Here is an 18,235-nt window from a genome sequence, read left to right on the forward strand (position 1 = left end):
CGCCTGCGGGCGAGTTTCGCGGCTTCTTAACGAGGAGACCTGCCGTGCGCCTTCCCATTCTCGATCCGAAAGACCTGAGTGCCGAACAGAAGCCGCTCTATGACGACATGCGAGCGGGCATCAAGGACCACTTCAAGGGCTTTGTGAACATGCGCGACGACGGCGCGCTGCTCGGGCCCTGGAATCCATGGATCCGCGAGCCGCGCTTCGGCAAGCCTGTGTGGGAGCTGGTCAAGGCGATCGCGGCGAACCCGCTGCTGCCGGCTCCGGTGCGTGAGGTCGCGATCCTCGTCACCGGTTCGCATTTCCGCTCCGGCTACGAGCTCTATGCGCATGTGCTGGTTGCCGAGCAGCGCGGCCTCTCCGACGAGAAGCTCGCGACCATCGTCGCCGGACAGCGGCCGGTCGATCTCACCAAGCAGGAAGCCGTCACCTACGACGTGGCGTCCGCATTGGTCAGCGGCGGCGTGCTGCCGGAACTGACTTATCGGGCCGCGGTCAAGGAATTCGGCGAGCACGGTGCGGCCGAACTGTCCTATCTCGTCGGCGTTTACTGCATGGTGTCGGTCACGCTGAACACGTTCGACGTGCCGGTGCCGGACTGACCACACTGCCCCAGCTGCTGGACTGGACGGAAGCGTCACGGTACCCTGCCGCCGCCATGGCGATGCATTCGCCGGTCACGATCGAAGTGCAATGAAGAGGGAACGACAGCCATGGACACGTCACGCCGCATCCTGCTCGCCGGACTGGCGGGACTCGCCGTTGCGCCGACCGCCGCTGGAGCCGCGCCCTCGACCGCGGCCGATGATGTGACGGTCGCCGAAGAGCGCTTTGCGCGCATGATCGCAGCTGCGCATGCGCCCGAAATCACCTGCGCGCGACAGGCCGAGCGTTATGCGGATGCGCATTGGCCAAACTACGTCGCGGCGGCGCGTTCCGTCATCGGGGCAAGAGCGTGAGGCATTCTCTTTCCTCTCCCGTTGCGGGAGGCGGCAACACCAGGTGCTTCACGTCCCCACCGCCCGCCTGACCTGCTCACCGATCTGCGACAGCACGAGCTGCGCCTGCGGCAGAATTGCGCCCATGGCGTGGAAATTGTGGACCATGCCCTCGTGGCAGACGTGCTCGACCGTGACGCCCGCAGCGAGCAGCTTGCGGGCATAGGCATTGCCCTCGTCGCGCATCGGGTCGAACTCCGCGGTGTGAATGATGGCGGTCGGCAAGCCCGCAAGCCGTGTCGCGCGCAAGGGCGAGATGCGGGGATCGGCAGCGTCCAAGGCTTCGGGCAGATAGTCGGCGAGATCGGCTTCGATCGTGACGCGGTCGATCAGGTGGCCCTCGGCGAACGCCTCGCGCGAAGGCGAGGCCTCCTCGAAATCCAGCACCGGGCAGATCAGGCATTGCGCGACGATGGAAAGACCAGCTGTCTGCGCCGCCTCCTGACACACGATCGCAGCGAGCGTTGCACCGGCGGAATCGCCGCCGAGCACCAGACGCCCGGCGTCGATGCCGAGCGATGCGGCCTCGCGCGCCACCCATTCGGTGGCAGCAATCGCATCGTCCACGGCGGCGGGGAATTTGTGCTCTGGCGCCAGCCGGTAATCGACCGAGACGAGGCGGCAACCGGTCGCATGTGCCAACGCCGCCGCGATGCGGTCATGCGTGGCGATGCTGCCGGCAACGAGCCCGCCGCCGTGAAAGAACACGAAGCCGGGCGCGCGATCATCGGCGCCTGCGGGTGAATAGAGACGATAGGGCAGCGCGCCGCCGGGACCAGGCAGCACGCCGTCGGACGTCGGCACGTCAGGCGCATCGGCGCGCGCAAACTGCATCAGCTTTGCCAATGATTGCCGCCGTGCTTCCACGCTCGGCCGGCTCCGTGCCTGCGGCGCAGCCGCAGCCATCATGGTCAACAAGCGCTTTGCGAGCGGATCGAGCGGCATGGTGCTTCCTTTCCCCTCGCGGGAGGGTAACTCACCATTTTCCCGCAGGGAATCATTTAGAAATTGCGCCCAATAGTGGCGCTATAATGCGGCACCACGCCAAGGGAGAGGCCGGTCATGGCCGAGATCAAAAAGCCCATCGAATATTCGCCGAGCTGGACCTTCTTCGAGGGCAAATGGCACGACGGCAATGTGCCGATCATGGGCCCGCGCACGCATGCGGCCTGGCTCGGCTCGGTCGTGTTTGACGGCGCGCGGGCGTTCGAAGGCGTCGCGCCTGATCTCGACCGCCACGTCGCCCGCGCCAATCAATCCGCGATCAACTTTGGCCTGAAGCCGGTGGTCGATTCCGGAACCTGGATGACACTCGCAAACGAGGGCATCGCACGCTTCGCGCCGAATGCCGAGCTCTACGTTCGTCCGATGTACTGGGCGCGGAACGGCGCGGGCGGCGGCGTGCTGTTCGACCCCGAGACCACCGATTGGTGCCTGTGCATCTACGAGGCGCCGATGCCAAAGCCGGTCGGCAACGCGATCACGCTGTCGCCGTTCCGCAGGCCCACCGCCGAATGCGCCCCGGTTGAGGCCAAGGCCGCCTGTCTCTATCCGAACAATTCGCGCGCGCTTGCCGAGGCCGCCTCGCGCGGCTTCCAGAACGCGCTGATGCTCGACATGCTCGGCAACGTCGCGGAGTTCGGCAATTCCAACGTGTTCATGGCCAAGGACGGCGTGGTCTACACGCCGGTGCCGAACGGCACCTTCCTCAACGGCATCACCCGCCAGCGCGTCGTCAGCCTGCTTCGCGCCGACGGCGTCACCGTGGTCGAGAAGACGCTGCGTTACGCCGACTTCCTCGCCGCCGACGAGATCTTTTCGACCGGCAATTTCGCAAAAGTCGCGCCGGTGATCCGCATCGACGATCGCGAGCTGCAGCCGGGCCCGCTCTACACGCGCGCGCGCAAGCTCTATTGGGACTTTGCCCACGCAGTGAAGCTGGCGGCGTAGCTTCCCCACCTTCGCCGGTACGACGGCGGAGTTGTGGCAGCAAGGCGCGTTAGCGCGTGGCAGGAACCCCTACTCGTCCTTCTTCGACATCCGCTCGAGGCGTTCCTGCATGTCCTTCATCTGCTGGCGCAGATCGTCGATATTGCTGTCCTTTGGGGCTTCGGCGGCCGGCTCGGGCGCCGGCTCCGCGGAGCCCGCGGGGCGGGCTGCGCCGGGCGCGAAAGGCTTGAACATCGAGAAGGTCTGCTGGAACAGCTCCATGTTGCGGCGGACCTGTTCCTCCAGCGGCGCAAACGGGGTTCCCGACAGCGAGGTGGCGATCTGCTTGCGGAACTTCTCCTGCTCCTGAGTGAGCGAGGCGATGGCCTGCTCCAGATATTTCGGCACCACCATCTGCATGCTGTCGCCGTAGAAGCGGATCAGCTGGCGCAGGAAGGTGGTCGGGAGCAGGTTCTGGCCGGCCTTGTTCTCCTGCTCGAAGATGATCTGGGCAAGCACGGAGCGGGTGATGTCGTCGCCAGTCTTGGCGTCGTAAACCAGGAAATCTTCGCCATCCTTGACCATGGCGGCGAGGTCTTCCAGCGTCACGTAAGTGCTCGTCCCGGTGTTATAGAGCCGGCGGTTCGCGTATTTCTTGATCGTGGTGGGTTGGTCTGATTTCGCCATGGGCTCTCACTTGCAAGCGCGGAGAACGGGAACCTGACGGGCTATGCCGCAGGGCGGGAAGAGTACGCAACGCAACAAAATAAGCATTTTCAAAGGGGTCACGCTACCGTTTTGTGCGCCACGGTTAATCGGGCAGCAAAAACGTGCTTGCGAAAGCGCCAAGAACGCTATTTTGAATGCGCTGCGGGATGAATTCGGCCACCGGCCGATTGACATGCCTCAACGACGTTAACAGGATGCCGTCCGAGACTGGCGAGCCGTTTCCCCAGCCCCGTCTGCCCCCATTCAACCCAGGAGATGCCCATGTCAGACGATGTCGTCATCGTCAGCGCCGCCCGCACCCCGGTCGGAAGCTTCAACGGAGCGTTCGCAACCCTTCCCGCCCATGATCTCGGCGCCATTGCCATCAAGGCCGCGCTGGAGCGCGGCGGCATCGAGCCCGGCCGGGTCTCCGAAGTCATCATGGGCCAGATCCTGACCGCCGCCCAGGGCCAGAACCCGGCCCGTCAGGCTTCGATCAATGCCGGCATTCCGGTCGAGAGCCCGGCCTGGGGTGTCAACCAGCTCTGCGGCTCGGGCCTGCGCACCGTTGCGCTCGGCTATCAGGCGCTGCTCAACGGCGATTCCGAGATCGTGGTCGCCGGCGGCCAGGAATCCATGAGCATGGCTCCGCACGCCCAGTACCTGCGTGGCGGCGTCAAGATGGGTGCAGTCGAATTCATCGACACCATGATCAAGGACGGTCTGTGGGACGCCTTCAACGGCTATCACATGGGCAACACCGCCGAGAACGTCGCGCGGCAGTGGCAGATCACCCGCGCCCAGCAGGACGAGTTCGCGGTCGCCTCGCAGCAGAAGGCCGAGGCCGCGCAGAAGGCCGGTAAATTCAACGACGAAATCGTTCCCGTCACCATCAAGGGACGCAAGGGCGATGTCGTCGTCAGCGCCGACGAATATCCGCGCCATGGCGCAACGGTCGACGCGATGGCGAAGCTTCGTCCCGCCTTCGAGAAGGACGGCACGGTCACCGCGGGCTCGGCGTCCGGCATCAACGACGGCGCTGCTGCCGTGGTGCTGATGACCGCCAAGCAGGCCGCCAAGGAAGGCAAGAAGCCGCTCGCGCGCATCGTGTCCTGGGCGCAGGCGGGCGTCGATCCGAAGATCATGGGCTCGGGCCCGATCCCGGCCTCGCGTGCCGCGCTGAAGAAGGCCGGCTGGAACGTCGGCGATCTCGACCTGATCGAGGCCAACGAAGCCTTCGCTGCGCAAGCCTGTGCCGTCAACAAGGACCTCGGCTGGGATACCTCCAAGGTCAACGTCAACGGCGGCGCGATCGCGATCGGCCATCCGGTCGGTGCCTCCGGCGCCCGCGTGCTGGTGACGCTGCTCCACGAGATGCAGAAGCGCGATTCGAAGAAGGGCCTCGCCACGCTGTGCATCGGTGGCGGCATGGGTATCGCGATGTGTGTGGCGCGCGACTGAGATAGTTGACGCGTCATTTGCGCGTGCGCTGCACACGTGACTGAGTGCGTTGCACGCGATTAAAAAGGCAGCGGTTGCAAATCAAATATTCTTCGCAACCGTACAAGCCTCGACTAAAGAGAAACGCCCGGCTCGACGCCGGGCGTTTTGTTCTTGATGTCCGTCAAACGTCCCCCATAATCCGCACTTAAAAACGATCACTCAGAAACGTCCGAAGAGTCCAAGGGAAGGAAATACGATATGGCACGTGTTGCATTGGTGACGGGTGGTACGCGGGGCATCGGAGCTGCGATCAGCAAAGCGCTGAAGGCGGCCGGCTACAAGGTTGCGGCGAGTTATGCCGGCAACGACGCGGCGGCGGAGAAGTTCAAGGCCGAGACCGGCATCGCCGTCTACAAATGGGACGTCAGCAGTTTCGATGCATGCGCCGAGGGCGTGAAGAAGGTCGAGGCGGACGTCGGGCCGATCGACGTGCTCGTCAACAATGCCGGCATCACCCGCGACACCGCCTTCCACAAGATGACGCTCGAGCAGTGGAACGCCGTCATCAATACCAATCTCGGTTCGCTGTTCAACATGACGCGTCCCATCATTGAAGGCATGCGTGCGCGCAAGTTCGGCCGCATCATTTCGATCTCGTCGATCAACGGCCAAAAGGGACAGTTTGGCCAGGTCAACTATTCCGCGGCGAAGGCCGGTGACATCGGCTTCACCAAGGCACTTGCGCTCGAGAACGCCAAGGGCGGCATCACCGTCAACGCGATCTGCCCCGGCTACATCAACACCGAAATGGTGCAGGCAGTGCCAAAGGACGTCCTGGAAAAGAACGTGATCCCGCAGATCCCGGTTAACCGGCTCGGCGAACCGGAAGAGATCGCACGTGCGGTCGTGTTCCTGGCGGCGGACGAGGCCGGCTTCATGACCGGCTCGACGCTGACCATCAATGGCGGCCAATATCAGGCCTGATGGCGCCCATTCTCTTGGCGCAACGTCGCTGAGGCAAAATATGTAGCTTCAGTCGCGACAAGGCGATAGTGAGGACGAAAATGCCCGGCCTTGTGCCGGGCATAAACGTCCTCAGAGCCTTTGATCGATGACTCCCCGCACCGCAACGCTGATCGGATTGACCGCGATCCTGATGTGGTCGCTGCTGTCAGTGATGACGGTGGCGACCGGAAAGATCCCGGCATTCCAGCTGGCCGCGATGACGTTCGCGATCGGCGGGCTCGTCGGCCTGCTCACCTGGATCGGCCGCGGCGCAGCGGCCAAAAGCCTGCGTCAGCCGCTGGTCGTGTGGATCGTCGGTGTCGGCGGACTGTTCGGCTATCACGCGCTGTATTTCCTCGCGCTGCGCTTTGCGCCACCGGCTGAAGCCGGCCTGCTGAATTATCTGTGGCCGCTCCTGATCGTGCTGTTCTCGTCGTTTCTGCCGGGCGAGCGGCTTGCCGTGCATCACGTCGTTGGCGCCCTGCTCGGCCTCGTCGGCACCGTGCTGCTGTTCGCCGGTAACACCTCGGGCTTCACGCAGGGACAATTGCCGGGTTTGGCCGCGGCCTTCATCGCAGCGTTCGTGTGGGCGATCTATTCGGTGTTGTCGCGGCGACTGAAGGCGGTGCCGACCGATGCGGTCGCGGGATTCTGCCTCGCCACCGCGGTGCTCGCCGCGCTGATGCATGGACTGCTTGAAACCACGGTGTGGCCGGACACGACGCTGCAATGGCTCTCCGTCATCGCGCTCGGCATCGGTCCCGTCGGTGCTGCGTTCTACGCCTGGGACATCGGCATGAAGCGTGGCGACATCCGCGTGCTCGGCGCCGCCTCCTATGCGACGCCGCTGCTCTCGACCGGCTTCCTCATCGCCGCTGGCTTTGCCAATGCCAGCGCCAACATCACCATCGCCGCGATCCTGATCGCCGGCGGCGGCCTGATTGCGGCGAAGGACATGTTGCTGCGGAAGCGGTAGCATCATTGCCGGCGCAAGCCGAAGCGACAGGGCCTTAGGGCTCCCAGCCCTTCGGCGCGACCTCGAACTTCGCGAACTCGAAGGCGGGCGCCACGGTGCAGCCGACCAGGGTCCACTCGCCGGTGGTCTCTGCCGTCTGCCACGCATCGGCCGGCACGATCGCCTGTGGCCGCTCGCCGTTCAACAGGTCCGTACCGAGCCGTACCTCGTGCTGGGAGCAGCCTTCGTGCGCTATCCGCAGGGTCAGCGGGCTGCCGGCGTAATAGTGCCAGCTCTCGACAGCATCGATGCGATGCCAGTGCGAACGCTCGCCGCGCGCCAGCAGAAAATAGATCAGGGTCGAGCGCGCGCGGCCGTTGGCGTCGGTGGTCTGGTCGCGAAACGTCTCTCGGTAATGCCCGCCTTCGGGATGCGGGCGGAGTTCGAGGCGCGCGATGATCTCGGCTGCGGTCGGCATCGATTCCCGTCAGGATCTGTTCTTCAAGACTTGTTCTTGCGCTCGCGCAGCTCGCCGAACACCGCGGTGGCATCCGCGCCCTTCATGTGCAGCCTGGCTGCGATCGAGGGTTCGTCGGCGCGCAGGAACACGTTTGTCCGCTTCTCGTCACCAAGCAGCGCGGGAATGGTCGGCTTGTTCTCGGCCCGCAGCCTCGCCACCTCCGCCGCGCGCGACTGCAGCGCCGCATTGTCGGGGTCGACGGTCAGCGCGAACTTGACGTTGGAGGCCGTGTATTCATGGCCGCAATAGAGCTTGAAGTCGTCGGGCAGGGCACGCAGCTTCAGAAGCGAATCCCACATCATCGGATAGGTGCCCTCGAACACGCGGCCGCAGCCGATCGAGAACAGCGTGTCGGCGGCGAACAGCGCTTTGTCGGTGTCGAACACATAGGAGATGTGGTCGAGCGTGTGGCCGGGCGTCTCCAGTACGCGCCCCAGCAAGCTGCCGACCCTGACGATTTCGGCATTGGCGACGCGCAGGTCGACGTCTGCGATCTCCGTCGTCTTGTCATGCGGCGCGACGACGCGGCAATTGTATTTCTGCTTGAGTTCGGCGACCCCGCCGACATGATCGCCATGATGATGGGTGATCAGAATGTCGGTGAGCTGCCACCCCTCGCGCTCGAGCGCCCTCACGATGGGGCCGGCCTCCGGCGCGTCGATCGACGCCGTCGCCTTGGTTTCCACATCGTGGATGAGGTAACCGAAATTGTCGTTTAAACAGGTGAAAGTACGAATTTCGGCGGCCATGTCATCTCCGATCGCGCTCAGCTCCGTCAGACAAATATGGCGTTAACGTTGCGCAGGCAATGCAATATTCCGCGCGCGGGGGCCGCCTCGTGCATGTTACATTGCGATCATGACCATTGATGTCGTCGACCTCCGCGAGTTCTACTCCCGTCGCCTCGGGATTGTGGCGCGGCAAATGATCAATCGCGGCATTCGGGAGCGCTGGCCGCGCGTCGATGGCCAGCGGGTGCTCGGCTTCGGCTATCCCACGCCCTATCTCGGGTTGTTCCGCGAGGACGCGGAGCGCTGCATCGCCTTCATGCCCTCGGCCCAGGGCGTCCTGAAATGGCCCACCGGACGGCCGGCGCTTGCCTCGCTGGTGGACGAGTTCTCGCTGCCGCTTCCCGACGCCGCGGTCGATCGCATCCTGCTGGTCCACGCACTGGAAATGTCGGACGATCCGGCCGCGCTGCTGCGCGAGGCATGGCGCGTGCTGTCGCCGTCCGGTCGCGTGATTGCGGTCATCCCGAACCGGCGCGGGGTGTGGACCCGCACCGACAGCACGCCGTTCGGTCACGGCCGGCCCTATTCGCGTTCGCAGATCACGGACCTGTTGCGCCAGACCTGGTTCACCCCGACCGCCTGGGGCGAGGCGCTGTTCATGCCGCCCTATGCCGGGGGCTGGGTGCTGAAATCCGCACAGATGTGGGAGCGGGCCGGCGCGGCGCTGTCGCTGCCCTTCGCCGGCGTGCACATCGTCGAGGCGACCAAGCAGGTCTACCGCGCGATCCCCGCCAAGCGCGAGCGGGCGCGGCTCATTCCATCACTGGCGAAGCCGGTGCTGGTACCATCCTCGACGACGGCGACGCGCGGCTAAAAACAAATCGTCCCGGACATGCCGGGACGATTCGGGTCAGGACATCTGGCGCAAGATGTCCGGCGAAAGGCTTACTCGCCGGGAGCCACTTCGTCGCTTGAGGCGGCCGGAGCGGCTTCGCGCTCGGGGCGCGGGCCATTCGGGCGGCGGCGCCGCCGCGGAAAGCGCTCGCCACCACCACCTTCGAAGCCGGCCTGGCCGGGCGCGCCACCGCTCACCTGCGGCTGCGGGCCGGTGATGAAGGAAGGCAAACGATCGACGCTGACGGCGTCGGCGACGACGGGCTGAGGCTGGTTCAGCGGTAGCGGTTGCGGCTGGGGCTGATATTGCGGCTGCGGACGATGGTCGCGTTCGCGATGCTCGCGCGGCTGCTGGTTGTCGCGCTGATAAGCATGGTTGTCGCGGGGCTGATGATCACGCGGCTGATGATCGCGCGGGCCGTCGCGGTCGCGGGTGAAGGGCGGCGGTGGCGGCTGTGGGACAAAACCCGGTTCCTGGCCGAAATTCGAGAAATTCTCGCCGTCGTCCTCGCCGTCGTCACCGCTGTTGTTGCTGATGGGCTCGTCGCCGCGCGGTTGCTGGTTCTGCCGGAACTGTTCCTGAGCCGTCGCGATCAGACGAAAATAATGCTCGGCATGCTGGTAGTAGTTCTCGGCCGCAACGGGGTCTCCGGAGGAGCGCGCGTCGCGCGCGAGCTGGAGATACTTTTCAGCAATATGCGAAGCCGTGCCGCGGATCTTGATGTCAGGTCCGTTGGACTCGTAGACCCGGGTCATCGGGTTCTGGCCGCGCCGGTTATTATTGTTGTTATTGTTATTATTATTGTTGCGGTTGCGCATCCGCTGCTTGTTCTGACCGTTTCTCATGTCCTGCCTTTAATTCCAGCCCTAAAGGTTGCACGCATTACTGATTGCCGAGAGTGACCTGATGACAGCGGTTCACATCGCTTGCGCGCAACCGCACGCAAGAGCGGATTGATCCCTGCCGATGTTCGTCGACCGTCGCGTTCAACAAAAGACGCGTTCCCCACCGCCAGCATCCATCGCCAGCGAACCCATTCATATCGCCTGCCGAAACAAGCCCTGCTTTGTTGCGTAAGTCTTCAAGCGCAATATCAGGCTTTCGTTCACGTTGCGGTCGGTAAGCAGCGCAGCTCAAATGGCCATCGCGCTCAACAGGACCTGCGGCTTGGAACCATTATCAGTAAGCTCTCGCCCGAGAGCCCGGCTTTCGCCCGTAGGTCTACGGGGCCGGCACCGATGTGTTGATAGGAAGGTAGTCGTTCCCAAGGGATATTCCAAGAGGTTTTTTGCAGCCCAATCCGGCTTTTATGGGGGCATTTTCCGGGCCGAAACCGCCCGTGGGATGCCCGCCAGATCGGCCTTGGGCGGCCTGTCCACGACCAACGCGGCAGCCGTCATCAAGGTTTCAATATTGCGGGCCTGGCCCTGTCCGGCCTCGACGATCAGTGCTCCGCCGGGAGCGAGACGTTCAGTCGCCTGCGGGATCAGGGCGCGATAGGCGTCGTAACCGTCATTGCCGCCGTCGAGCGCCAGGTGCGGATCGTGCTCGCGCACCTCGATGCTCAATTTCGGAATTTCGGCCGACGGGATATAGGGCGGATTCGACACGACGAGGTCGAACGGGCCGCGGAGCGCCGCTGCGTAGGAGCAGCCGACGAAGCTGGCGCGGTCGGCGAGGCCAAGAGCCGCGGCGTTGTCTCTGGCGGTCTTGAGCGCGGTCAGACTGAGATCGGTGCCGACGCCGACGGCGCCGGGAATTTCGTGCAGCAGCGCGAGCAGGATGGCGCCGGATCCGGTGCCGATATCGGCGATGCACGGGCGCCGTCCCGAATTCGTAAGCCCATGAAAGATCTCGAGCGCCAGTTCGACCACGGCCTCGGTATCCGGCCGCGGGACCAGCGTCGCCTCGGATAGCTGGAACGGCAGGCCCCAGAATTCCCGAGCGCCGAGAATGCGGGCGACGGGCTCATGCGCGAGCCGGCGCTGCGCATACGCTTCCAGCCGCGCAGCCTCTTCAGGCGCGAGTTGTCGGCCCGCCTGCGTCACCATCCCGGTCAGATCAAGCCTCAGCGCAGCTCCGACGAGCAGGCGCGCATCGAGGGCGGGCTGCTCGATGCCGGCCGATTGCAGCCGTGCCGCAAGCACGCGCCGCGCACTCTCGATGCTGTGTCCTGGATCGAAATCTGTCGCCAATGGAACCATCCTGCCTAGCATCGTGGATAGATCGGCTGGCTTGCTTGCGTCAATGAAAAGGAGCGCGTCAGATCGCGCCTCGCAACCAAGGAGGGTCCATGACGCCCTACGACGATCAGAACGTCTTCGCAAAGATCCTGCGTGGCGAGATCCCCTGTTTCGAGGTTTTCAGGGACGACCGTAGCCTCGCCTTCCTCGACATCATGCCGCGTTCGCCCGGGCACACGCTGGTCGTTCCCCGGGCGCCGGCACGCGGCATCCTCGACATCGCGGATGACGACCTCGCCGCGGTCGCCCGAACCGCCAAGCGGATCGCGATTGCCGCGATGAAGGCGTTCGACGCCGAGGGCATCATCCTTCAGCAGTTCAGCGAGCCGGCCAGCGGCCAGGTGGTCTTTCACCTGCACATGCACGTCATGCCGGTCAGGGCCGGAATCGAGCTGCTGCCGGCGCAGACGCGCAAGGAGGACACGGCGGTGCTCGCCGCTCACGCCAGGCGAATGATCGCCGCTCTCTAGACGCCGAGATAGCGCTGGAGCAGCTCCGGCTGGGCCTTGAGCTCCCGCGCCGGCCCTTCGTGCACGATATGTCCGTTGTTGATGATGTAGATCCGTGTCGCCAGCGCCAGCGTCGCCGCCAGGTTCTGCTCGACCAGCACGATGGTCTGGCCGGCGGCGGCGAGCTCGCGGCAGGCCTTGACCAGATCGTGGACGATGACGGGCGCGAGTCCCTCGAACGGCTCGTCCAGCAGCACGATCTTGGGATCACGCACGAGCGCCCGTGCGATCGCGAGCATCTGCTGTTCGCCCCCGGATAGCTCGGTGCCGCGGTTGTTGCGCCGCTGCTTCAGCCGCGGAAACATCTCGTAGATGCGATCGAGCGGCCAGCGTTTCGGCGCGGTGATGCCGGCGAGGACGATGTTTTCCTCCACCGACAGGCTGCCGAAAATGCGGCGTTCCTCGTGCACGAGCTGCATGCCGGCCTGCGCGATTCTGTGGCTCTTGCGCCCGGCGATATCGATGCCGTCGAATTTCACGCTGCCGCTACGCGGCGTCACGACGCCCATAAGGCTCTTCAGCGTGGTGCTCTTGCCGGCGCCGTTGCGTCCGAGCAGCGCCACCACCTCGTGACGCTCGACATGCATGGCGACGTCGAACAGGATGTGGGAGTCCCCGTAATAGCTGTTCAGGCCGTTGACCTCGATCAGGCTCATGCCGCGATCTCTCCGTGCACGCCACCGAGATAGGCTTCCTGGACGGCGGCGTTGGCCTTGATTTCCTCCGGCGTGCCGGAGACCAGCACCCGGCCTTCCTGGAGCACGGTGACGCGCTCGACCAACTCGAACAGCGAATCCATGTCGTGGTCGATGATGATCATGGTACGGCCGCGCGCGATCGACTTGAGCAGCTTGACGGTCTCGAGACGCTCTCGCGGGCTCATGCCGGCGAGCGGCTCGTCAAGCAGCAACAGGCGCGGCGACGTGGCGAGCGCAAGCCCGATTTCCAGCCTGCGCTTCTCGCCATAGGCGAGCTCGGACACGGGCGTGTCGGCACGACGGGTCAGGTTCACCAAAGCGAGCGTGTGCGCCACCTGCTCCGTCAGGCCCTTGACGCCGCCGAGCGTGCGGAACAGGTCGAGCCGGAATTTTCCGCGCAGTTCGGCAAGGGCTGCGATCGTCAGGTTCTCCCGCACCGTCAACCCGGTGAAGAGCTGGTTGACCTGGTAGCTTTTGGTCAGTCCGAGCTGGCAAACCTCGGTGACCTTCAATCCCGTGATGTCGCGGCCCTCGAACACGATCTGGCCGGAGCTCGGCGCGATCTCGCAGGTCAGCATCTTGAAAAAGGTTGATTTGCCGGCGCCGTTGGGGCCGATGATCCCGCGCAGCTCGCCCCGATTGACGCTGAAATCGATGTCGCTGTTGGCAACGAGGCCGCCATAGCGCTTGGTCAGGCCGGTGGCTTTCAGGATCGGCCCGGAATAGGCGGGGTGCTCGACCTCCTTGGCCTGCATCGGCGCCGGTGGAGGTTGCAGCCTGGCCTCGGTGTCAGCGGCGTCCTGCTCCATCTCCGCATCCGTCTGCTTTCGCTTTCCCGAGACGAGGCGGTAGAGATCGGCAAGGCCGCCGATGATGCCGCCGCGCAGGAAGCAGACCAGCAGCACGAACACGACACCCAGCACCAACTTCCAGGCTGCGCCGAGGCCCAGTGCGGACTGCAGGAAGTCCTGAAGGAACAGCCAAACGGTTGCGCCGACCAGCGGTCCGAACAGCGTGCCCCTGCCGCCGATGGCCGTCTGCATCACGAGCTGGCCCGAGGTGTCGAAGGTGAAGGCGTCGGGCGGCATGAAGGCCTGGAGCACGCCGAGCAGTCCGCCGGCGAAGCCCGCGTAAGCGGCTGCGATCACGAAGGCGGTCAGCTTGTAGCCATGGATGTTGTGGCCGACGGCCGTGGCGCGCAGCGGATTGTCGCGGATCGCACTCAGAACCGCGCCGACCGGCGAGCGCACGATCCTGAGGGCGATGACAACGCCGACGAAATAGCACAGCGCGATGAACTGATAGAGCGACCAGCCATTGGTGAAGTGGATGGAGATGAAGCCGAGATTGAAGCTCGGCGTCGGCACGCCGGGCAGGCCGTTTTCGCCGCCGGTGAAATCGGAAAGTGGATTGAATTCGACGAAGAAGAACACTTCCGCGATTGCCACGGTGATCATCGCGAAATAGATGCCGGTGCGGCGCAATGCGATCAGGCCGATCAGGTAGCCGGTCGCTGCGGCCGCGATCATGCCGATGATCAGCGCGCCCAGCACGTTGCCGAAGCCCGCGCGGGTCAGCAGGTAGGCGGCGACGAAGCCGCCGGTGCCGTAGAAGGCGGACTGGCCGAACGAGAGCAGGCCGGTGAAGCCGAACAGGATGTCGAAGCCGAGCCCGAACAGGCCCCAGACCAGGATCCTGTTCACGGTGTTCGGCGCGAACCCGAGATGAGGCAGCACGAAGGGGGCTGCGATCAAGCCGATCGCAGTCAGGGCTTCGATCAGGAAGGGGCGTTGCTTGAGCATCAGGTGATCGCTTACTCGCGGCCCTGGACGCCGAGCAGGCCATGCGGTCGTACCACGAGTACGAGCGTCATCGCCGCAAACAGCATCACATAGGCATAGCCGGGGTTGAACATGGAGGTGACGCTGATGATCTCGCCGGCGATCAGGCCGCCGAGAATTGCGCCGGGGAACGAACCGACGCCGCCGATCACCACCACCACGAAAGTCTGGACCAGGATGTCGTCACCGATGCCCGGTGTCAGCGACACCACCGGCGCGTTGACGATGCCGGCAAAGCCGGCGGCCATTGCGCCGATGCCGAAGACCACCATGAAGACGCGATAGACATTGATGCCAAGCGAATCCACCATCACCGAATCCTCGATGCCGGCGCGCACAATCATGCCCAGCCGGGTCCGGTAGAGCACGATGAACAATGCGCCGAGGGCGATCGCGACGATGCCGACGACGGCGAGGCGGTAGGTCGGATAGAACATGAAGCCGAGATTGGTGATGCCCTGGAATAGCGCCGGCGGCGGCACCAGCTGCGACTGGCTCGAGAAGATCAGGCGCACGAGCTCGACGAAACAGATGCCGAGCCCGAAGGTCACGAGCAGCTGATCCTCGTGCGGACGATGATAGAAATGACGGATGATGCCGCGTTCCATGAGAACGCCGAGCAGCATCACGAACAGGGAGCCCGCGATCACGGCAAGGGTGAACGACTCCGTGTACTGATAGGCGACGAAGCCGGCATAGCCGCCGATCATGAACATCGCGCCGTGTGCGAGGTTGAGCACGCCGAGCGTGCCGTAGATGATGGTCAGGCCGGAGCTGATCAGCGCGAGCAGGGCGCCGAGCGCGAGCCCGTTGAAAAGCTGTGAAACGAGGTTGGGCCAACTTATCATGCGACAATCGCTGTTGTGGCGCGCGATGTTGCGCGTCAGAAAAAGGCGACGCCGCGGGACCGGAGTGCAGTCCGCGGCGTCACAGGGGTTGGCGAGGTCTCAGCTGTAGTCGCCGAGATGGCAGCCGAAGGCGTCGGGCTTCTGCATCAGGCCTTCACCCGGGACGATCTCGACGACGTCGTACCAGTCTTCCTTGTTCTTCATGTCCTTCTGCTGCTTGCCCTTGACGATGATCACCGGGCGGACGCATTGGTGATCCTCCGGGCGGTAATGGACGTCGCCGACCAGGGAGGGGATCGTCTCGCCCTTCTCGTAGGTCTTGATCACGTCAGGCGGACTGAAGCTGCCGGCCTGCTCGCACATGTGCGCCCAATGCGCGAAGCTGACATAGGCGTTCTCGGCGCCCCATTCGGGCTTGTAGCCGTACTTCTTCTCGAACGCTTCGTTGAACATTTTCGCCAGCGGGAACTTGTCCTCGATGGTCCACCAATAGTCGGTGGCGGCGTAGACGCCCTGCATCAGGCCCCCGGTCTCGCGCGCGATGAAAGGCACCTGGTACGGCACGACCAGCTTCATCTTGTCGAGCACGCCAAACTGCTTGGCCTGTTGTGTCGACAGTACCGCGTCGTGGCCCCAATTGACGTTGATCAGCACGTCGGCGCCGGAGTTGGCGACGTTCAGCAGGTATGAGGAATAGTCGGGGGCGCCGAGCGGGGCGACCTGGTTGGTCACGGTGGTCCAGCCGGCGGTCGCCAGGAAGTCCTGCATCGATTTGGTAACGGTGTGGCCGTAGGTGTAGTCGGGCGTCAGATACGCCGCCTTCTTGCCCTTGCCGAACTCACGTACCATCACCGGGCCGATCGCTGCGGCCGCAGTCTGGCCGTAGAAGTTCTGGCGAAAGCCGTAGCGGACGCAATCCTTGCCGGTGGTGTCGTTCGAGCCGGAAATGCCGCATACGAAAATCACATGTTCGCGCTGGGCGAGCTTGTTCAGCGCCACCGCAACGGCGCTCGACGTGCCGCCGGTGATCATGATCGCCTTGTTCTCGCTGATGAAGCGCTGCTGCGCCTGCACTGCCTCGTTCGGCTTGGCCGCGGAATCGGCGACGCCGAACTTCAGCTCCTTGCCGAGCACGCCCTTGCTGGTCTTGGGCGAGATCTTCTTGATCAGCTCGTGGCCTTCATTGATGTGCTCGATCGCGAGCTGGTAGCCCTTGAGCTCGTCTTCACCCTGCACGGCATAGGTGCCGGTGCGCGGCACCGAGATGCCGATGAAGGCGGTGGAGCCCGAGACCCCTGCGGGGTAGGAGCCGATCGCCGGCTTGTCCTCGGCAAACGCCGGCATCCCCGGCAGAACCGCGCCACCGATGAGGCCCGCGGTGGTCTGAAGCAGGCCACGGCGCGAAAGGCCGCGGCGGATGAGATTGTCAGTCATGATCGTTTCCTCCTAACGTCGTTCTTGTTTGCAGGCAAAGCACGACCTGTCCGACGGCAGCCGGCCTCGAAGGCCTGTCCGCGCCGGGCACGTCACATCCGCGTGTAGCTCTTGGGCGCAAGCATTGCTTGTGAACGCCTTCTGTCAATTTCGTCTTTGGTCGAACGCCGAAAATTATCTCGTGAAAACATATCGCATCACGATATATATTAGCCTTTGTGAGTACGAGGCTGGCGGGTTCGGCGAGAGAAATGGCGCGGCAGACGACAGTGGCGGGTACCCGAAAGCGACGGTCGTGGCCGCAAGGTGCGGAGCGGCAGGAGGCGGCGTGGCCGGAAGAGGTGAGCGGGCAGCGGGCGACACCGCAGTCCGGCGATGCCTCGCGCATGCCCGATCCGCGCAACTGGCCGGCCGGCCGGCGCGGGCCCGCCGTCGGCCCCGTTCAGGCGAAGCGCGCGCCCGGTCCGATGCAGAAGCTGAGCGTGCGCGCCCAGAACGTCCTCAAGGAACTCGCGGTCGAGCTCACTGCCGAGCAACCGCCGAAGGGGAATTGGTCGCCCTCGCGCGAATTGCTGCTTGCGCTGACGGCCGAACGCCTCGCGACCGCGCGCAATTGCGGTCCTCACACGATGAGGGAAATCATCGACTGGGCGCAGGGCTGTGGCGTGACGATCAAGCCGGTGATCCCGCCCGGCGGCTCGCTGTCGCAGATGTGGGCCGAGTTGATTAGCAATGCATCCGCGGGTGCCTTGACCAGCGCCGAGATTGCCGGCGCGCTGCAGCGCTCGATCCGGCGAAAGAGCGTCCGTATCCCGATCGCGTTCCAGGTCATCCTGGTGAAGATCCTGCTGTCCAGCTTCGAATAGGTGGCGATATTTGTGTGTCCGGGGCGCCGGTCGGTTGGTTCGGCTTGGCCTTCCTTGCTAGTCTCGGTGAGGCCGCCCGTTGCACCGGCTGGCTCGACGTCGCAGGCAGGGAATGGCCCCATCGAAGCGGAAGACGACACGCCCGGCGCGTGCTGTGCCCACAAAGGGTGGCGCGATGCGCGAGGCCGACTACGGGGCGCTTGCGCAGTTTCGCTATCAGCTCCGAACCTTCCTGGCCTTCAGCGAAGCCGCGGCCCAGAGCGCCGGCTTGACGCCGCAGCAGCACCAGGCGCTGCTGGCGATCAAAGGATTGGCCGCCCCTGACGGCGCCAGCGTCGGCGACATCGCGCGCTTCCTGCTGATCCGGCACCACACCGCGGTGGAGCTGGTGGATCGCATGGCGAAACTGAAGCTGATTGGCCGGGAAGCCGACCCGGATGATGCGCGGCGCGTCCTGGTCAAGCTGACAGCGAAGGGCGAGCGGAAGCTGCGATCCCTCTCGCGCATCCATCTGGACGAGCTCAGCGCCGCCGCGCCCGGTTTGGGCAAGATCCTGCGAGCGTTTCGAGCCAAGAGACGCTGAGGACACGCTGAAGAAAGCGCGAAGCC

The 18,235-nt window shown here is 64.5% G+C and carries 20 protein-coding genes; 10 read left to right on the forward strand and 10 right to left on the reverse strand.

All coding sequences use genetic code 11. The annotated features are described in order from the left end of the window. Positions 1 to 44: 44 nt before the first annotated feature. On the forward strand, positions 45 to 605 hold the full coding sequence (locus tag IVB42_RS20295; protein WP_018452875.1) for a carboxymuconolactone decarboxylase family protein: 561 nt from the start codon (positions 45 to 47) through the stop codon (positions 603 to 605). 111 nt (positions 606 to 716) lie between these two features. Continuing rightward, positions 717 to 962 carry a hypothetical protein gene (locus IVB42_RS20300; RefSeq protein WP_018452876.1) on the forward strand — a complete coding sequence of 82 codons (246 nt, stop codon included), beginning with the start codon at positions 717 to 719 and terminating at the stop codon, positions 960 to 962. A gap of 48 nt (positions 963 to 1,010) precedes the next feature. On the opposite strand, the gene IVB42_RS20305 is transcribed toward IVB42_RS20300, so the two are convergent. Continuing rightward, on the reverse strand, positions 1,011 to 1,946 hold the full coding sequence (locus IVB42_RS20305) for an alpha/beta hydrolase (RefSeq protein WP_018452877.1): 936 nt from the start codon (positions 1,944 to 1,946) through the stop codon (positions 1,011 to 1,013). 117 nt (positions 1,947 to 2,063) lie between these two features. Between IVB42_RS20305 and IVB42_RS20310 the strand changes: the two genes are divergently transcribed. After that, positions 2,064 to 2,951, forward strand: coding sequence for a branched-chain amino acid aminotransferase (locus IVB42_RS20310; protein ID WP_018452878.1), 888 nt, complete (start codon positions 2,064 to 2,066; stop codon positions 2,949 to 2,951). 69 nt (positions 2,952 to 3,020) lie between these two features. On the opposite strand, the gene phaR is transcribed toward IVB42_RS20310, so the two are convergent. Further along, the gene (phaR, locus tag IVB42_RS20315; protein WP_018452879.1) at positions 3,021 to 3,617 is read right to left on the reverse strand and encodes a polyhydroxyalkanoate synthesis repressor PhaR; all 597 of its coding nucleotides are present in this window, start codon (positions 3,615 to 3,617) and stop codon (positions 3,021 to 3,023) included. 303 nt (positions 3,618 to 3,920) lie between these two features. Between phaR and IVB42_RS20320 the strand changes: the two genes are divergently transcribed. From IVB42_RS20320 to IVB42_RS20330, 3 genes are all read left to right on the forward strand, one after another. Beyond that, positions 3,921 to 5,099 carry an acetyl-CoA C-acetyltransferase gene (locus tag IVB42_RS20320; protein ID WP_018452880.1) on the forward strand — a complete coding sequence of 393 codons (1,179 nt, stop codon included), beginning with the start codon at positions 3,921 to 3,923 and terminating at the stop codon, positions 5,097 to 5,099. Between the two features lie 240 nt (positions 5,100 to 5,339). Beyond that, positions 5,340 to 6,065, forward strand: a complete 726-nt coding sequence (phbB, locus tag IVB42_RS20325) for an acetoacetyl-CoA reductase (RefSeq protein ID WP_018452881.1) — start codon at positions 5,340 to 5,342, stop codon at positions 6,063 to 6,065. A gap of 127 nt (positions 6,066 to 6,192) precedes the next feature. Then, on the forward strand, positions 6,193 to 7,062 hold the full coding sequence (locus tag IVB42_RS20330) for an EamA family transporter (protein WP_018452882.1): 870 nt from the start codon (positions 6,193 to 6,195) through the stop codon (positions 7,060 to 7,062). A 34-nt stretch (positions 7,063 to 7,096) separates the two neighbouring features. Here IVB42_RS20330 and IVB42_RS20335 read toward each other — a convergent pair whose 3' ends face one another. Further along, positions 7,097 to 7,519, reverse strand: coding sequence for a cupin domain-containing protein (locus IVB42_RS20335; RefSeq protein WP_247398798.1), 423 nt, complete (start codon positions 7,517 to 7,519; stop codon positions 7,097 to 7,099). 23 nt (positions 7,520 to 7,542) lie between these two features. After that, positions 7,543 to 8,310 (reverse strand): hydroxyacylglutathione hydrolase, encoded by a 768-nt coding sequence (gloB, locus tag IVB42_RS20340; protein WP_018452884.1) that lies wholly within the window; start codon positions 8,308 to 8,310, stop codon positions 7,543 to 7,545. Between the two features lie 109 nt (positions 8,311 to 8,419). On the opposite strand from gloB, the gene IVB42_RS20345 reads away from it, so the two are divergent. After that, the gene (locus IVB42_RS20345; RefSeq protein ID WP_007599158.1) at positions 8,420 to 9,166 is read left to right on the forward strand and encodes a methyltransferase domain-containing protein; all 747 of its coding nucleotides are present in this window, start codon (positions 8,420 to 8,422) and stop codon (positions 9,164 to 9,166) included. 71 nt (positions 9,167 to 9,237) lie between these two features. Here the strand turns inward: IVB42_RS20345 and IVB42_RS20350 are convergent, their stop codons facing one another. Both IVB42_RS20350 and prmC read right to left on the reverse strand, forming a co-directional pair. Beyond that, the gene (locus IVB42_RS20350) at positions 9,238 to 10,032 is read right to left on the reverse strand and encodes a DUF4167 domain-containing protein (protein WP_018452885.1); all 795 of its coding nucleotides are present in this window, start codon (positions 10,030 to 10,032) and stop codon (positions 9,238 to 9,240) included. 462 nt (positions 10,033 to 10,494) lie between these two features. Beyond that, positions 10,495 to 11,391, reverse strand: coding sequence for a peptide chain release factor N(5)-glutamine methyltransferase (prmC, locus tag IVB42_RS20355; RefSeq protein WP_018452886.1), 897 nt, complete (start codon positions 11,389 to 11,391; stop codon positions 10,495 to 10,497). Between the two features lie 89 nt (positions 11,392 to 11,480). Between prmC and IVB42_RS20360 the strand changes: the two genes are divergently transcribed. Further along, positions 11,481 to 11,900: an HIT family protein gene (locus tag IVB42_RS20360; protein WP_018452887.1), complete on the forward strand. Its 420-nt coding sequence runs from the start codon at positions 11,481 to 11,483 to the stop codon at positions 11,898 to 11,900. Here the strand turns inward: IVB42_RS20360 and IVB42_RS20365 are convergent. From IVB42_RS20365 to IVB42_RS20380, 4 genes are all read right to left on the reverse strand, one after another. After that, positions 11,897 to 12,595, reverse strand: a complete 699-nt coding sequence (locus IVB42_RS20365) for an ABC transporter ATP-binding protein (RefSeq protein ID WP_018452888.1) — start codon at positions 12,593 to 12,595, stop codon at positions 11,897 to 11,899. The two genes, IVB42_RS20360 and IVB42_RS20365, sit on opposite strands and share 4 nt — an antisense overlap. Next, on the reverse strand, positions 12,592 to 14,439 hold the full coding sequence (locus IVB42_RS20370; protein WP_018452889.1) for a branched-chain amino acid ABC transporter ATP-binding protein/permease: 1,848 nt from the start codon (positions 14,437 to 14,439) through the stop codon (positions 12,592 to 12,594). The genes IVB42_RS20365 and IVB42_RS20370 overlap by 4 nt, the downstream gene beginning before the upstream one ends. 11 nt (positions 14,440 to 14,450) lie before the next feature. Then, entirely contained in the window at positions 14,451 to 15,326 is an 876-nt protein-coding gene (locus IVB42_RS20375; protein WP_018452890.1) for a branched-chain amino acid ABC transporter permease, read from the reverse strand. Between the two features lie 99 nt (positions 15,327 to 15,425). Next, on the reverse strand, positions 15,426 to 16,760 hold the full coding sequence (locus IVB42_RS20380; protein ID WP_018452891.1) for a substrate-binding protein: 1,335 nt from the start codon (positions 16,758 to 16,760) through the stop codon (positions 15,426 to 15,428). Between the two features lie 251 nt (positions 16,761 to 17,011). Here IVB42_RS20380 and IVB42_RS20385 point away from each other — a divergent pair, with 251 nt between their 5' ends. Beyond that, positions 17,012 to 17,626 (forward strand): hypothetical protein, encoded by a 615-nt coding sequence (locus IVB42_RS20385; protein WP_018452892.1) that lies wholly within the window; start codon positions 17,012 to 17,014, stop codon positions 17,624 to 17,626. 175 nt (positions 17,627 to 17,801) lie between these two features. Further along, the gene (locus tag IVB42_RS20390) at positions 17,802 to 18,209 is read left to right on the forward strand and encodes a helix-turn-helix domain-containing protein (protein WP_345946345.1); all 408 of its coding nucleotides are present in this window, start codon (positions 17,802 to 17,804) and stop codon (positions 18,207 to 18,209) included. The last annotated feature ends 26 nt before the right edge of the window (positions 18,210 to 18,235 follow it).

This window comes from Bradyrhizobium sp. 45, from assembly GCF_023073155.1.
In the GTDB taxonomy this organism is placed as follows: Bacteria; Pseudomonadota; Alphaproteobacteria; order Rhizobiales; family Xanthobacteraceae; genus Bradyrhizobium; species Bradyrhizobium canariense_D.